Source organism: Nocardioides sp. F233 (assembly GCF_057813895.1).
Genome location: NZ_JBVASH010000005.1, coordinates 271,896 through 285,851, shown reverse-complemented (window position 1 = coordinate 285,851; position 13,956 = coordinate 271,896). Strand labels below are relative to the sequence as shown.

Here is a 13,956-nt window from a genome sequence, read left to right as displayed (position 1 = left end):
CTCAGTGGCGCAGTGCGGCCCGCAGCCGGTCCGGGCTGACCCGCCAGAAGTCGTGCTGGCGACCGTCGACGAAGGTCACCGGGATCTCGTTGGCGAACCGGTCGGCGAGCGCCGGGTCGTCGTCGATGGACAGCTCCTCGTAGCTCTCGCCGAGCTCCGCGCAGACCGCCTCGATGACCGCCCGGGCGTCGTCGCACAGATGGCAGCCGGGGCGGCTGTAGAGGGTGATCCGCGCGCTCACGCCGCTCACTCCAGGATCCCCAGCGCCTTGCGTCGCTCGGCGCCGCGCAGCACGCCCTTGCGGATCTTGCCGGTGACGGTGCGCGGCAGGGCGGTGACGACCTCGACCCGCACCGGCCGCTTGTACGGCGCCAGGTGCTCGGCCGCCGCTGCCTGCACCGCCCTCACCACGGCGTCCGCGACGGGTCCGGTGACCTCGCCGGTGTCGGGGACGACGTACGCGACGACGGCCTCGCCGGTCTGCTCGTCGGGTACGCCGAGCACGGCGGCCTGGCGCACGCCGTCGACGTCCTCGAGCACCGCCTCCACCTCGGTCGGGTAGACGTTGAAGCCGGAGACGATCACCAGCTCCTTGACCCGGTCGACGAGGAACAGGTCGCCGTCGGCGTCGAGGAAGCCGACGTCGCCGGTGGACCACCAGCCGTCGTCGGCGGGTCCGTCCTGGCCGTCGGGCCAGTAGCCGCTGAACAGGTTGCGGCCGCGGATCTGGATCTCGCCGGGGTCGTCGACGGCGGCCTCGTCGAGCGGGACGCCCTCCTCGTCGACCAGGCGCAGGTCGATGCCGTCGAGCGCGGCGCCCACGGAACCGGGCTTCACCGCGGCGGAGCGCAGGGTGCTGGTCACCACGGGCGAGGCCTCGGTGAGGCCGTAGCCCTGGTGGATCGGGACCTGGGCCAGCGCGCCGAACTCCTCGACCGTCTCGGCCGGCAGCGGCGCGGAGCCGGACAGGATCATCCGCACCGGCCCGAGGCGCTCGGCGAGCGCGTCGACGCCCTGCCAGGCCGCGAACACCGGCGGCGCGACGGGTACGACGCTGCAGGCCTCGTCCTCGACCAGGTCGAGGGTGCCCTCGGGGTCGAAGCGCTCGGCCAGCACCAGCTTGGCGCGGTGCCGGATCACGCCGCCCAGGACGGCGCCGAGGCCGTAGACGTGGAACAGCGGCAGCACGCCGAGCACGACGTCGTCGGTGTGGATCATCGGCGGCTGCACCGAGGCGACCTGGTCGACGTTCGCCAGCAACGCGCGGTGGGTGAGCATCGCGGCGCGCGGGCGACCCGACGTGCCGCTCGTGTAGAGCAGCACGGCGAGCTTCTCGGGGTCCTGCAGCGGAGGAACGGGTACGGCGGGCTCGGCCCGCAGGTCGTCGTACGTGCTCTCGGACGGGCCGAGCTCGTCCGCCTCGGCCCCGACGAGCACCACCCGCGGGGCCGGCCGGTTCTCGTCCTGCGCGGCGGCGATCACCTCGGTGCGCGCCACGGCGTCGCGGACGGCGGCCACGGTCTGCGCGTCGGCGAGGACCAGCCGGGCACCGCAGTCGACGAGCATCACGGCCAGCTCGGTGGGCACCGATCCCGGGTTGACGGGTACGGCGACCGCCTGGGCCCGCAGCACGCCGAGGTAGCCGGTCACGAACTCGATCCGGTTGCCGAGCGCGAGCAGCACCCGGTGACCGGCGACGACGCCGGCGCGGCCCAGTCCGGTGGCGATCCGGCCGACCTCGTCCTCGAGCTCGGCCCAGGTCAGGCCCCGGCCGCCCGCCTCCACGACCGCGAGGCGCTCGGGGTGCTCGGCGGCGGCGGACGCGACGAGGGCGGCCACGTCGGGGACAGCGGCGGCGTCCGGCAACGACATGGAGGGATCCTACGTGTCTTCTCTCTTCTAGGCTGGGGCGCATGGTGCCGCCCGCTGACCGACCCCGCCGGCTCAACCTGCAGCAGCGCTCGCGCCTGGCCGGTGAGGCCGCAGCCGCAGCCGCGGAGGTCGAGACCGCGCTCGCGCACCCGGTCGACCCGAGGGCGGCGGCGTTCTTCGACGTCGACAACACGGTGATGCAGGGCGCCAGCATCTTCCACCTGGCGAAGGGGCTGTACCGGCGCAAGTTCTTCACGACCCGCGACCTGGTCGGGGCGGCGTACAAGCAGGCGTACTTCCGCATCGCTGGCGTCGAGGACCCCGAGCACGTCGCCGAGGCCCGCAACTCCGCGCTCGCGTTCATCGCCGGGCACACCGTGCAGGAGCTCGAGGAGATCGGCGAGGAGATCTTCGACGAGGCGATGGCCCACCGGATCTGGCCCGGCACCCGTGCCCTCGCGCAGATGCACCTCGACCAGGGCCAGCGGGTCTGGCTGGTCACCGCGGCCCCGATCGAGATAGCCAGCCTGATCGCCCGCCGCCTGGGCCTCACCGGGGCACTGGGCACCGTCGCCGAGCACGTCGACGGCGTCTACACCGGCAAGCTGGTCGGCGACATGCTGCACGGACCCGCCAAGGCCGTGGCGGTCACCGCCCTCGCCGAGCGGGAGGGGCTCGACCTGTCCCTGTGCTCGGCCTACAGCGACTCCGCCAACGACCTGCCGATGCTCGGCCTCGTCGGCGACCCGTGCGCCATCAACCCCGACGCGAAGCTGCGCGCCCACGCCCGCGCCAACGGCTGGCGGATCCGCGACTACCGGACCGGCCGCAAGGCTGCCCGGGCGGGCCTGATCGCCGGGTCTGCAGCCACCGGGGCCGCGATCGCCGGCGCGGTCGTACGACGCCAGGTACGTCGCCACGTCTCCTGAGCGACCCCCTACCGGACGGTAACCTGGTCCGTTCGGGTGGTCCGGGATCCGGGCGACCGGTTGTCGCGTTCCGGTACCACTGCGGAAGGATCCACCGTAGGATCCCCCGCGGGGGCAGTAGGGAGGGGACCCGCATGACCTGGCAGCGCACCGACCTGTCGCGAGGGCTGGACGCCCTGCGCGCGGCCGTGCTCGCTGCGCTGTCCCCTGATCTCGCCCTCGCGAGCGGCGTGGCCGGCCAGGCCGGCGGGCGTCGTACCCCTGACCACTGGCTGCTGAGCGAGGCCCACGCCGAGACCGAGGGCTACGACCGCGAGGCGTCGCCCGGCTTCGGCGACTCCACCCTCGCCACCTCCTCCGAGGACTCCCCCGAGGCGCGCGAGCGCCTGATCGCGCTCGTCGAGCTGGCCCGTGGCGGCGACGCCGAGGCGTTCGGCCAGCTCTACGACCACTACCAGCCGTCGGTCTACCGCTTCCTCTACTACCGCACCCGCTCCGTCGTGGTCGCCGAGGACCTGTGCTCGGAGACCTTCTTCCGCGCGCTGCGCAACATGTCTTCGTTCCGCTGGCAGGGCAAGGACTTCGGCGCCTGGCTGATGACCATCGCCCGCAACCTGGCCACCGACCACTTCAAGGCCGGCCGGACCCGTCTCGAGCTCACCACCGAGGACATGGGCCAGCACGACGACGCGACCGAGGGTCCCGAGAACGCCGTGCTCGCCAGCCTCACCAACGAGATCCTCCTCGAGTCGCTCACCAAGCTCCCCAACGAGCAGCGCGACTGCCTCGTCATGCGCTTCCTGCAGGGCATGAGCATCGCCGAGACCGCCGCCGCCCTCGGGCGCAGCGACGGTGCGATCAAGCAGCTCCAGCTGCGCGGCGTGCGCAACCTGGCCAAGCTCATGCCCGAGGGAATCCGATGAGCACGCCACGGCCGATGATCATTTCGGACTACTCCGCTGTGACCGCACGGACCGTAACCAGCCACCGCTCCCTGTCGTTGGATGTTCGAGAGAACACGAGGGCGTGCTCCACGGGAGTGCGGACCCTCCCGACACGAGGATGGTCGTTGTGATGCGCGGGAACGCCTGGTCGCGCGGCGCCGAGGAGTTCGACGCTCTGGTCTCCGGCCGCGCCGGTGACACAGAGGCTCACGCCGAGCTGCTCGAGCTGGTCGCCGCCCTGCGCGCCGTTCCTCCGGTCACCGCCCGCCCCGAGTTCGTGTCCTCGCTGCGCACCCAGCTGGTGGCAGCCGCCGAGCGGGAGCCCGCTCGTGCCGATGAGGCCCTGGCCGTCCGCCTCACGCCGCGCCAGCGCCGCGGCTCCCGCGAGCGCCGCTTGGCCGCCGTCATCGGTGGCTTCGCCGTGGTCTCCGCGACCGGCTCGATGGCCATGGCCTCGCAGGACGCCCTGCCGGGTGACGTGCTCTACCCGGTCAAGCGCGCCCTCGAGAACGCCCAGACCAACCTGCAGTCCGACGGCGCAGCCAAGGCCGACACCCTCATCTCGCACGCCGAGGCCCGCCTCGACGAGCTCCAGTCGCTCGTCGCCAGCGACCGGAGCGCCGACGAGGTCAATGCGACCCTGCAGGACTTCACCGACCAGGCCCGCCAGGCGTCCGAGTTCGCGCTCGACGACTACGCGGCCACCGGCAAGTCCGACCGGATCGCCGACCTGCGTGCCTTCGCCGGCGACAGCATGGCCGTCCTGGCCGACCTCGGCCCGGCCGTCCCGTCCGACAGCCGCTCGCTGCTGATCACCGCGACCCAGACGATCCGCCAGATCGACGCCGCCGCGTGGGAGGCCTGCCCGAGCTGCGCCGACGGCGCGGTGGCCGAGCTGCCCGACTTCGCCGCGCTGCCGCTCGCCGCGGTTCTCGCCGGTGACGTCACCGTCCCGGTGAACGACGCGGCACCGCTGCCGTCGAAGCAGCCGAACAAGGCGCCGCAGACCACGACCACCCCGGACCCGACCGCCCCGCTCGTCCCGCCGGTGCTGCCGCCGGTCGACCTCCCGACCGTGCAGAACCCGACGAAGAACCCGAAGCCGCTGAGCGACACCGTCGGGGAGGTCACGAAGGGCCTCACCGACACCCTCGGCATCAACGGCGGCTCCCAGACGACCGACGGCACCGCGACCGACCCCGGTCTCGTGCCCGGCCTGGTCGACGGCCTGACCGGCATCGTCGGCGGCCTGCTCGGCGGCAAGTAGCCCGACGGGTTCGTCGAGCAGCCGCTCGCGCCAGCGAGCGGCGTATCGAGACGCGCCGTCAGCGGAAGACGGACTCCCGCTGCATCAGCAGGCTGTAGAGCGTCTGCTGGATCGTCTCGCGGACCTGGTCGGTCACGTTGAACACCAGCATCGGATCCTCGGCCGCGCCGTCGTCGTACTCGTCGGTGCGGATCGGCTCGCCGAACTCGAGCAGCCACTTCGACGGCAGCGGCACCAGGCCGAGCGGACCGAGCAGCGGGAAGAGCGGCGTGATCGGGATGTACGGCACTCCGAGCAGCCGGGCCAGCGACGGGATGTTGCCGACGAGCGGGTAGATCTCCTCGGCGCCGACCACCGACAGCGGCACGATCGGGACGCCGGTGCGCAGCGCGGCGGACACGAAGCCGCCGCGGCCGAACCGCTGGAGCTTGTAGCGCTCCGAGAACGGCTTGCCGATGCCCTTGAAGCCCTCGGGCCACACGCCGACCAGCTCGCCGCCGCGCAGCATCCGCTCGGCGTCCTCGCTGCAGGCCAGGGTGGCGCCGCCCTTGCGGGCCACGGAGCCCACCACGGGCAGCCGGAACACCAGGTCCGCACCGAGCGGTCGCAGGAAGCGACCGGTGTGGTCGTGGATCGACACCATCGTCATCAGGCCGTCGACCGGGATGGTGCCCGAGTGGTTGGACACGACCAGCGCGCCGCCGTCGGCCGGGATGTTCTCGACGCCGCGGACCTCGATCCGGAACCACTTCTGCGCCACCGGCCGCAGCGCAGCCATGAAGAAGCGCTCGGTGACCTCGGCGTCGAAGCCGTACTCGTCGACCGAGTAGTCGCCGGTCACCCGGCGCCGCAGGAAGGCCAGGAAGCGCGCCAGCTGGGGCTCCCACTGGTCGCCGAACAGCTCCTTGCTCGCGTGCTGGAAGCCCGCCAGCCAGTCGCCGACCGGGATGCCGGCGAGCGGGCTGGTGCCGCGCTCCTCGGTGCGGGCCGCCGCCACCAGCGGCGCAGCAGGTACGTCGGCCGGCGGGTCGAGCAGCGACGGCGTCTCGATCACGGGGGCGTCGTCGACGACGGGCCGCTCCTCGACCGGGACGTCCTTCGCCGGAGCCTTGGCGGCCGGCTCGGCCGGCTTCTTCGCGGGCGCCTTGCGCGGCGTAGCGCCCTTCGGCGCGAGCCCGCGGGCTGCGGCCGAGGGGCGCTTGCCCGTGCCGCGGCCGGGCTGGCCGCGGGTGCCGATCGGGATGATCTCGGCGTCAGCCATCCGTGCCTCCAGCGAGGGTGAGCTGGGCGGGACGGTCGTCGTCGACCGCAGGGAGGCGCTCGGCCAGCGAGCCGAGCACCCGGTCGGTGCGGCGCGAGCCGGGCGGGAGCGAGGCGGCGAACTCGGCGAACGCCGAGGCCGTCGTGTAGTGCGGCTCGAAGCCGAGCTCGCTGCGCATCCGCGTGGTGTCGACCCCGCGGCCGTAGGTCAGGAAGGCGACCAGCTCGGGCGACAGGTCGGCGCGGCGCACCGACTTCAGCACGGAGCCGAGGCCACCGAACGCGACGGCAGGAACGGAGACGTTGGGCCGACCGGAGCGGCGCAGTGCCTGGGACAGCATGAGCAGGCCGTCGCCGGCGACGTTGAACGTGCCGCCGACGTCCTCACGGACCGCGTGGCGCAGCACCCGGTTGAGGTCGAGCTCGTGCAGGAACTGCAGGCGCGGGTCGAACCCGAGCACGGTCGGGATCACCGGCAGCCGGAAGTACGACGCCAGGGGGCTCACGACCCGCGGGCCGATCACGTTGGCGCAGCGCAGCAGCGTGGTCGTCACGTCGGGACGCCGCCGCGCGAAGCCGCGGACGTACTGCTCGACCTCGACGACGTCCTTCGCGTACCCGGTGCGCGCGGGCCGCCGCGGCTCCATGTCCTCGGTGAACATGGCGGGGTCGCGGCTGCTGGCGCCGTACGCCGTCGTCGAGGACTTCACGACCAGGGTGCGCAGCCCCTCCGCCTTCTGGCAGGCGGCGAGGAGCTGCATCGTCCCGATGACGTTGAGCTCCTTCATGGTGCCGCGGGCACCGGCGGAGCCGGGGGTCGCGATCACGCTCATGTGGACGACGGTGTCGACGTCCTCCTTGGCGATGACCTTCGCGATGACCGGGTTGCGGATGTCGGCACGCACGAACGTGACGTCGCCGAGGTCGCCCCGCGGGGGGACGACGTCGACTCCGACGACCCGGTCGATCCCGGGGTCGGTGGCAAGCGTGCGCGCAAGGGTTCGGCCGAGGTCTCGCGAGACCCCTGTGACCAGGACCGTGCGTCCGGCACCCATCTCCACCGACTCCTCGGAATCAGGAAGCTACTGGCTGGCTCGGGTCACTTACCGAGCTTGCGACGCTGGACGCGCGTCTTCTTCAGCAGCTTGCGGTGCTTCTTCTTCGCCATGCGCTTGCGGCGCTTCTTGATGACAGAACCCACGTGGAACCTCTCCAGAGCGCCGGGCGCGGCAGCGCTCGGCGTGACGTACGACGCTCCGGGGAACCCCGGAGCACCGGGTCAGCCTATCCGCAGCCTCGTGAGCGCGGTGAATCAGCGCAGGAGATGGGACGAAGATCGCACCGCCGCCGAGGGCGGCAGGAGGGCGCAGGAATCACCTCTTAAGAGGTGATTCCCTCACTTCTTGACCGTTGCAACAGTCAGTAAGCGACAGAACCACCGCTGAAGCGGCGATTCCTGCAGCGGCGGCCAGCGTGCGCCGGATCCGACCTCAGCCGGCGGAGTAGAAGGACTTGCGCAGGTACTCGTTGACGTCGTCCTCGGTGACCCGGAACGAGCGACCCACCCGGACGGCCGGGAGCTCGCCGCCGTGCACCAGGCGGTAGACGGTCATCTTGGACACCCGCATGACCGAGGCGACCTCGGCGATGGTGAGGAATTTCGGGTCCGGAAGGGACTCGGCGCGCTCGCGCGACGAAGGAGCCATGACACACCAACTTTCCGCGTCCGGGGTCACCGCCTTCCCCAGCTGTGATCCGCCGGACGCCACTGGCGTGAGAATAGGGCCAGATGTGACTCGTGGGGAAGAGATGAACCAGTGAAACTTTCCCGCACCGGCGTGTCGGCTTGACCCGAGCGCGATCCGGGACGCGGTCCCGTGCGATGATCGGGGGGTGTCGACCCCGATGACCTTCACCTGGTGGCCCGCCTGACGGCGGCCGCCTCCTCGACACACCCTCACCACCGGCCGCCCACGGGCGGCCGTCGTGCTTCACCGGACGTGGTCCGGCGCCCGTGGGCCTCATCTCCCAGGAGCCACCACCATGTCCACCACCCTGTCCACCACGCTGTCCCGACGTCTCTCCCTCCTCACGCCGAGCGGTCGGCTGACCCTCGGCAACCTGCTCGGCGCGCTGCGCCCGATGCGGGCCGCCCAGGCCGACGCCGAGTGCTTCTACGGCATCTCCGACCTGCACGCCCTGACCACACCCCGCTCCCCCGAGGAGCTGCGCGCGGCGATCACCGAGCAGTCGACGCTGCTGCTGGCCGCCGGTCTCGACGCCAGCACCCTGTTCCGGCAGAGCCAGGTGCCGGCGCACGCCGAGCTGTCCTACCTGCTCGAGTGCGTCGCCACCACGGGCGAGCTGGGCCGGATGATCCAGTTCAAGGAGAAGTCGCGCCGCCAGGAGTCGGTACGGACCTCGCTGCTCACCTACCCGGTGCTGATGGCCGCCGACATCCTGCTCTACCGGCCCACCCACGTGCCGGTCGGCGACGACCAGCGCCAGCACATCGAGCTCACCCGGGACCTCGCGCTGCGCTTCAACGCCACCTACGGCGAGGTGTTCACGGTCCCCGAGATCACCGTGCCCACGGCCGGCGCACGGGTGATGGACCTGGCCGACCCGACCGGCAAGATGAGCAAGTCCGGGCCGGACGCCGGGGCGATCGCGCTGCTCGACCCACCCGACGTCGTACGCCGCAAGGTCGCGCGCGCCGTCACCGACTCCGACACCGGGCCGGCGGCGGTCCGGTCCGATCGTGCAGCCAAGCCGGGTGTCACCAACCTGCTCGAGATCCTCACCGCGTGCGGCGGATCGGCCGAGGAGATCACGACGTACGGCGCGCTCAAGGGGGCCGTGACCGACGCGGTGGTCGCCGAGCTCGCGCCGCTCCAGGCGCGGTACCGGGAGCTCGCGGCGGACCCGGTGCACGTGAGCGAGGTGTACCGCCGCGGCGCCGAGCGGTGCCGCCAGGTGACCGCTCCCGTGCTGGCCGCCGCGCGCAGCGCGATCGGGCTGTGAGGGGCTGCCGGGAGTGTCGGTGGCCGCTGGCAGACTGCTCCGCATGACGTTCCGGGCCCTGCTCCTCGACCTGGACGACACGCTCGTGGACCACCGTGGGGCCTCGGAGCGGGGTCTGCGCGCGTGGCTTTCCGGGCTCGGCCTCGCGGAGTCGCCGGCCGAGCTGGAGGAGCACGTGGAGCGCTGGTTCGTGCTCGAGGCGCGCCACTACGAGCGCGCCCAGCGAGGCGAGGTGAGCTACGTGGAGCACCGACGGGCGCGGATCCGCGACTTCCTGCCGGGCTGGGACCTGGCCGACGACACCCTCGCCGACGACGTCTACGCGGGCTTCCTCGGCTGCTACCGGGCCGCCTGGCGAGCCTTCGACGACGCGGCGGCGGCGATCTCCCGCGCCCGCGCGGCGGGACTGCCCGTCGGCATCCTCACCAACGGCGAGCTGCCGATCCAGACCGAGAAGCTGCGTCGCACCGGCCTGCTGCGCGCCGACGTCCCCGTCTTCGCGTCCTCCGCGCTCCCGGCCGCCAAGCCCGACCCGCGCTCCTACCTCACCGCGTGCGCGTCACTCGGCGCCGAGCCCGGCGCGACGCTGATGGTCGGTGACTCGTTGCGCCACGACGTCGTCGGCGCGCAACGGGCCGGTCTGCAGGCACGCCTGCTCGACCGCTACGGCCGCCACGACGCCCGGCGCACGGGCGTGCGGGTGCGGACCGTGCGCGGCCTGGAGGAAGTCGCCTAGCCTCGATCCTTCGCGGCTAGACCAACGCGCCGAGCGACACGATCCAGTCGGTCGCGAGCTGGTTGAAGCGATCAGACTCCTCCCACATCGGCATGTGCCCACTGTCTTCGAAGACGACCAGCTCGGCGTTCTCGGCGCTCTCTGCGAGCCAGACACCGGCCGCGACGGGCAGACACTTCTCGTCGCGCCCCCACACCGCGAGAATCGGCAGCGTGAGGTGGGGAACGACCGTGCGGTAGTCCCGCTGGGTCTGGTCCGCCAGGATGCAGGCGGCAGTGTTGGGAAGCACCTTCAGCTCCTCCTCGACCATCCATGCCTGATCCGCCGGCGAAGGCAGGTCCCTAGTGAAGATCGTCGCCACCTCGGCGCACACGGCGCGATAGTCGCCCTGCGCCGACCGGATCAGGTCGCGCAGGCCGACCCGGTCGGTGAAGCCGTGCTCCCACCCGTCGGCCTTCAGGTCCGTCGGCCCCTGGGAGACGCAGATCTGCGCGGCGATCCGGCTGGAGTCCGCGAACTGGTCCAAGTACTCCCAGATGACCAGGTTGCCCATCGACCAACCCACGGCGACGGCGTCCGTCAGATCGCGGCCGCGCAGGAAGTCGTCGAGATCGCGCGCATACTGCGCGACGGTGTTCCCTCCTTGGCTGTCGCCCGAGTCCCCGTGGCCACGGAAGTCGAGGGCAAACACATGGAACCGTTGCGCGAGCGCGTCGATGTTCCGCTCGTAGAAGCGCCGCGAGCCGAGCACGCCGTGGAGCAGGACGACCGGGCGCCCCTGGCCGGCCTCGGTGTAGGCAAGTCGAGTCCCGTCCGGCAGTTGGTGGTGATTCGTGGTCATCGGGTCGCCTCCTCGGGCTGGTCCTCCGAACTGAACGGGGCGTCGAGCGCGTCGATGCGGCGGCGATTGACCGCGAGGAGCACCACACCGATGGCGATCCAGGCGACAGCGTAGAGCGGCAGCTGGTTCAGCGGTGCCGGAGGCGCGGGATAGAACTGCGCGGCCAACGGGATCACGAGCACCAGGGATCCGGCGACGGGGACGACGACATGCTTGAGAACGCGGAACTCGTGGTGGTGCTGGACCCGGTAGAAGCGCGCCAGGCAGAGGTTCGACGCGATGAAGACCAGGATGAGCAGGAGGCTCGCGGGTGTCGACACGTAGGTGTACGCGGTGAGCCCGTCGACGTGGCTGAGCGACAGCAGCAGCGTTGCCGTCACGCCGGCCGCTCCGCCCGCGATGAGGGCGACGTGTGGCGTGCGGTGCCGTCGGCTCATCGACCCGAACACGGCAGGAATCACGCCTTCGCGCCCCAGCGCGAACGCCACCCGCGCGAAGCTGTTGACCACCGCGATCTCCGCTCCGATGAGGGAGTTGATGAGGATCAGATCGACCAACGGGCGGATCGGGCCGGCGTACTGGCGGGCGAGCGTGTCGAAGGACGACGCGTCATTGGCGAGCTGATCGATGTGGGACGGGCCGTAGCCGATGACCACAGCATAGCTGCCGACGATGTAGATCAGACCGATGACGACGGTGCATCCCAGCACCGCGATGGGCACGCTGCGGAGCGGATTGCGCGTCTCCTCGGCCAGGGTCGCCGAGATCTCGAAGCCGACGAACGAGAGCACACCGAACACCATGGCGAGCCGGATGCCGGAGAGGCTGCTGTCGCCGAGATCCAGCGGCGCGGCGCTGAAGCCCTCCGCCCCGCCGTGGACGAAGATCGCGCCGATGACGACCGCGATCGCGACCAGCTCGATGGCCAGCATCACGATGCTGAAGCGCTCGGAGAGCTTGATCCCGCGGATCGAGAGCGCGACCGTCAAGACGAAGATGACCGACGCGCACCAGAAGTACGAGACGCTGATACCGAAGTCGGCCTCGATGATCGAGGACAGGAAGGCTCCCGTGATGAGGCCGCCTCCGATGGTCGCGCCGAAATATGCTCCGAACGTGGACCAGCCGACCAGGAAGCCGAGGCGAGAGCCGGCGGCACGCTGGACGAATCCGTAGAAGGAGCCCGCCGAGGCGATCTTGGCGGCGTACTGCGCCACCGCGTACGCCGTGAACAGGATCCCGACCATGGACGCCAGGAACGCGAGCGGCAGTGCGGCACCGGCGGTGGCGGCCATGACCGGACTGTTGAAGAACAGCGAGATGGCCGGTCCCATGAGAACCGCTGACATGACGACGATGCCGACGACGCCGAGCGCGCCGCTGGGCAGGCCGTTGTTGGTCTCATCCTTGGCAGACATGCGTGTAGCCCTTTCGTGGAAGCTGCGCGAGATCTCAGGCAGCGGTGAATCCGCCGTCGACCGGCAAGGCGACACCGGTGACGAACGAGGCGTCGTCCGACGCGAGGAACAGGACGGCCCGAGCGATCTCCATCGGCTCGGCGAGCCGGCCCGTGAGCGGGTGGATGGCGCCGTACTCGGCGAGGGCCCGTTCGCGATCAGGGTGGCCCTCGAGCACCCCCGTGATCATGGGCGTGCGGACGGCGCCCGGACAGACGCAGTTGGACCGCACGTGCGGCGCATAGTCGAGTGCCACGCCCCGGGTGAACTGGACCACCCCTGCCTTCGAGGGGCCGTACGCCGTCTCCTGCGGCCAACCCACCAGCGCGAGCGCCGACGCGATGTTGACGATGGAACCCCGCCGCTCGATCAGGTGCGGAAGACAGTGCTTCACGGTCAGGAATGTCCCCCGCAGGTTGACCGCCTGCGTGTGGTCCCAGTCCTCGACCAGCGTCTCGGCCGCGGCGGACTGAGGTCCGGCGACACCGGCGACGTTGACCAGGATGTCGACCGTCCCGAACGCGTCGGTCACCGCCGACACCGCGCGAACGACGTCCTGCTCGACGGAGACGTCGGCCGCGACGGTGATCATGCGGCCGCCGTCCCGGTCCGGCCAGGCATGCCGCAGCCGTTCGCCGTTGAGGTCGACGCAGCCGACCCTGGCGCCTTCGGAGAGGAAGAGGTCGGCGACCGCGGCGCCGATGCCCTGCGCTGCTCCCGTGACGAGAGCGACCTTCCCGTCGAGGCGGGCTCCTTGCTGGGGATGCTCGTGGGTCATCGCGCCGTGACCCCGCCGTCGACCGGGAACGCGACGCCCGTGATGAATCCCGCTTCGTCGGAGGCGAGGAAGGCGATCGCTGCTGCGATCTCCGCGGGGTCGGCGACCCGGCCCAACGGCTGCTCGGCGGCAATCTCCCGCAGCTCCTTGGCAGGGTCCGGACGCTCGGCGAGCCATCGTTCGACCAAGGGGGTCCGGGTGAATCCGGGGCAGACGGCATTGACCCGGACGCCGTGCGCGGCGCCGTCCATGGCCGACGCCCGCGTCAGCCCGAGCACACCGCTCTTGCTCGCGCAGTAGGCGGCCTGCCCGGGCCAGCCCACGAGCCCAGCGTCCGACGACGTACTCACGATCGCGCCGCGGCCGGCCCCGAGCATCGTGGGGAAGACCGCCCTGATCCCGTTGAAGACTCCCGTGAGGTTGACGCCGACCACCTGATCCCAGTCCGCGGCGGTCGTCTCCCAGACTGTTGCGGCCAGCGTCACCCCCGCGTTGTTCACCAGTACGTCGATGCGCCCGTCGCGCCCGAGGATCTCGTCCGTGAGACCGGCGAAGGCATCGGCATCTGTGACGTCGAGCTCGGCCCCCTCGGCGGACCCGCCGACCGCGTGCAGCTCGTCTGCGACAGCCTGCGCCTGCGCTCCGTCACGGTCGAGGACCCAGACCCGCGCCCCCTCGGCGACGAGTCGTTCGGCGGTCGCACGACCGATGCCCGACGCGCCTCCCGTGACCAGGGCGACCTGGTCTTCGAATCGCTTCATGTTGCACATGATGCAATTCACTTGCATGGAGGGCAAGACCTGTCATTCAACTTTTTTGCATTCGACTCAAATGGGGCGATACTGGGA

At 71.3% G+C, this 13,956-nt stretch carries 15 protein-coding genes; 5 read left to right on the top strand and 10 right to left on the bottom strand.

What is annotated here, in order from left to right:
* Nucleotide 1: 1 nt before the first annotated feature.
* Together ACZYRU_RS20430 and ACZYRU_RS20425 are read right to left on the bottom strand one after the other, a co-directional pair.
* Nucleotides 2–241 carry a glutaredoxin family protein gene (locus ACZYRU_RS20430; protein WP_488958931.1) on the bottom strand — a complete coding sequence of 80 codons (240 nt, stop codon included), beginning with the start codon at nucleotides 239–241 and terminating at the stop codon, nucleotides 2–4.
* Nucleotides 242–246: 5 nt separating this feature from the next.
* Nucleotides 247–1,872, bottom strand: a complete 1,626-nt coding sequence (locus tag ACZYRU_RS20425; RefSeq protein ID WP_488958930.1) for an AMP-binding protein — start codon at nucleotides 1,870–1,872, stop codon at nucleotides 247–249.
* 41 nt (nucleotides 1,873–1,913) lie between these two features.
* Here ACZYRU_RS20425 and ACZYRU_RS20420 point away from each other — a divergent pair, with 41 nt between their 5' ends.
* From ACZYRU_RS20420 to ACZYRU_RS20410, 3 genes are all read left to right on the top strand, one after another.
* Entirely contained in the window at nucleotides 1,914–2,801 is an 888-nt protein-coding gene (locus ACZYRU_RS20420) for an HAD family hydrolase (protein ID WP_488958929.1), read from the top strand.
* A 134-nt stretch (nucleotides 2,802–2,935) separates the two neighbouring features.
* Nucleotides 2,936–3,724, top strand: coding sequence for a sigma-70 family RNA polymerase sigma factor (locus ACZYRU_RS20415; protein WP_488958928.1), 789 nt, complete (start codon nucleotides 2,936–2,938; stop codon nucleotides 3,722–3,724).
* Nucleotides 3,725–3,875: 151 nt separating this feature from the next.
* On the top strand, nucleotides 3,876–5,012 hold the full coding sequence (locus tag ACZYRU_RS20410; protein WP_488958927.1) for a DUF5667 domain-containing protein: 1,137 nt from the start codon (nucleotides 3,876–3,878) through the stop codon (nucleotides 5,010–5,012).
* Between the two features lie 58 nt (nucleotides 5,013–5,070).
* Here ACZYRU_RS20410 and ACZYRU_RS20405 read toward each other — a convergent pair whose 3' ends face one another.
* From ACZYRU_RS20405 to ACZYRU_RS20390, 4 genes are all read right to left on the bottom strand, one after another.
* The gene (locus ACZYRU_RS20405) at nucleotides 5,071–6,273 is read right to left on the bottom strand and encodes a lysophospholipid acyltransferase family protein (RefSeq protein ID WP_488958926.1); all 1,203 of its coding nucleotides are present in this window, start codon (nucleotides 6,271–6,273) and stop codon (nucleotides 5,071–5,073) included.
* Nucleotides 6,266–7,327 (bottom strand): NAD-dependent epimerase/dehydratase family protein, encoded by a 1,062-nt coding sequence (locus ACZYRU_RS20400; protein ID WP_488958925.1) that lies wholly within the window; start codon nucleotides 7,325–7,327, stop codon nucleotides 6,266–6,268. The genes ACZYRU_RS20405 and ACZYRU_RS20400 overlap by 8 nt, the downstream gene beginning before the upstream one ends.
* 44 nt (nucleotides 7,328–7,371) lie before the next feature.
* Nucleotides 7,372–7,473: a 30S ribosomal protein bS22 gene (locus ACZYRU_RS20395; RefSeq protein WP_008356322.1), complete on the bottom strand. Its 102-nt coding sequence runs from the start codon at nucleotides 7,471–7,473 to the stop codon at nucleotides 7,372–7,374.
* A 289-nt stretch (nucleotides 7,474–7,762) separates the two neighbouring features.
* Complete coding sequence (locus ACZYRU_RS20390) at nucleotides 7,763–7,978, bottom strand: helix-turn-helix domain-containing protein (RefSeq protein ID WP_203044008.1); 216 nt, start codon at nucleotides 7,976–7,978, stop codon at nucleotides 7,763–7,765.
* A gap of 337 nt (nucleotides 7,979–8,315) precedes the next feature.
* Between ACZYRU_RS20390 and trpS the strand changes: the two genes are divergently transcribed.
* Both trpS and ACZYRU_RS20380 read left to right on the top strand, forming a co-directional pair.
* The gene (gene trpS, locus ACZYRU_RS20385) at nucleotides 8,316–9,296 is read left to right on the top strand and encodes a tryptophan--tRNA ligase (RefSeq protein ID WP_488958924.1); all 981 of its coding nucleotides are present in this window, start codon (nucleotides 8,316–8,318) and stop codon (nucleotides 9,294–9,296) included.
* Between the two features lie 43 nt (nucleotides 9,297–9,339).
* Nucleotides 9,340–10,032: an HAD family hydrolase gene (locus ACZYRU_RS20380; protein ID WP_488958923.1), complete on the top strand. Its 693-nt coding sequence runs from the start codon at nucleotides 9,340–9,342 to the stop codon at nucleotides 10,030–10,032.
* Between the two features lie 16 nt (nucleotides 10,033–10,048).
* Here ACZYRU_RS20380 and ACZYRU_RS20375 read toward each other — a convergent pair whose 3' ends face one another.
* Genes ACZYRU_RS20375 through ACZYRU_RS20360 form a run of 4 tightly spaced genes read right to left on the bottom strand, consistent with a single transcriptional unit; the run spans nucleotide 10,049 to nucleotide 13,869 of the window.
* Nucleotides 10,049–10,873: an alpha/beta fold hydrolase gene (locus ACZYRU_RS20375; RefSeq protein WP_488958922.1), complete on the bottom strand. Its 825-nt coding sequence runs from the start codon at nucleotides 10,871–10,873 to the stop codon at nucleotides 10,049–10,051.
* Nucleotides 10,870–12,291 carry an APC family permease gene (locus tag ACZYRU_RS20370; protein ID WP_488958921.1) on the bottom strand — a complete coding sequence of 474 codons (1,422 nt, stop codon included), beginning with the start codon at nucleotides 12,289–12,291 and terminating at the stop codon, nucleotides 10,870–10,872. Before ACZYRU_RS20370 ends, ACZYRU_RS20375 begins: the two co-directional genes overlap by 4 nt.
* 34 nt (nucleotides 12,292–12,325) lie before the next feature.
* Nucleotides 12,326–13,108, bottom strand: a complete 783-nt coding sequence (locus ACZYRU_RS20365) for an SDR family NAD(P)-dependent oxidoreductase (RefSeq protein ID WP_488958920.1) — start codon at nucleotides 13,106–13,108, stop codon at nucleotides 12,326–12,328.
* Nucleotides 13,105–13,869: an SDR family NAD(P)-dependent oxidoreductase gene (locus ACZYRU_RS20360; protein WP_488958919.1), complete on the bottom strand. Its 765-nt coding sequence runs from the start codon at nucleotides 13,867–13,869 to the stop codon at nucleotides 13,105–13,107. The genes ACZYRU_RS20365 and ACZYRU_RS20360 overlap by 4 nt, the downstream gene beginning before the upstream one ends.
* Nucleotides 13,870–13,956 lie beyond the last annotated feature (87 nt).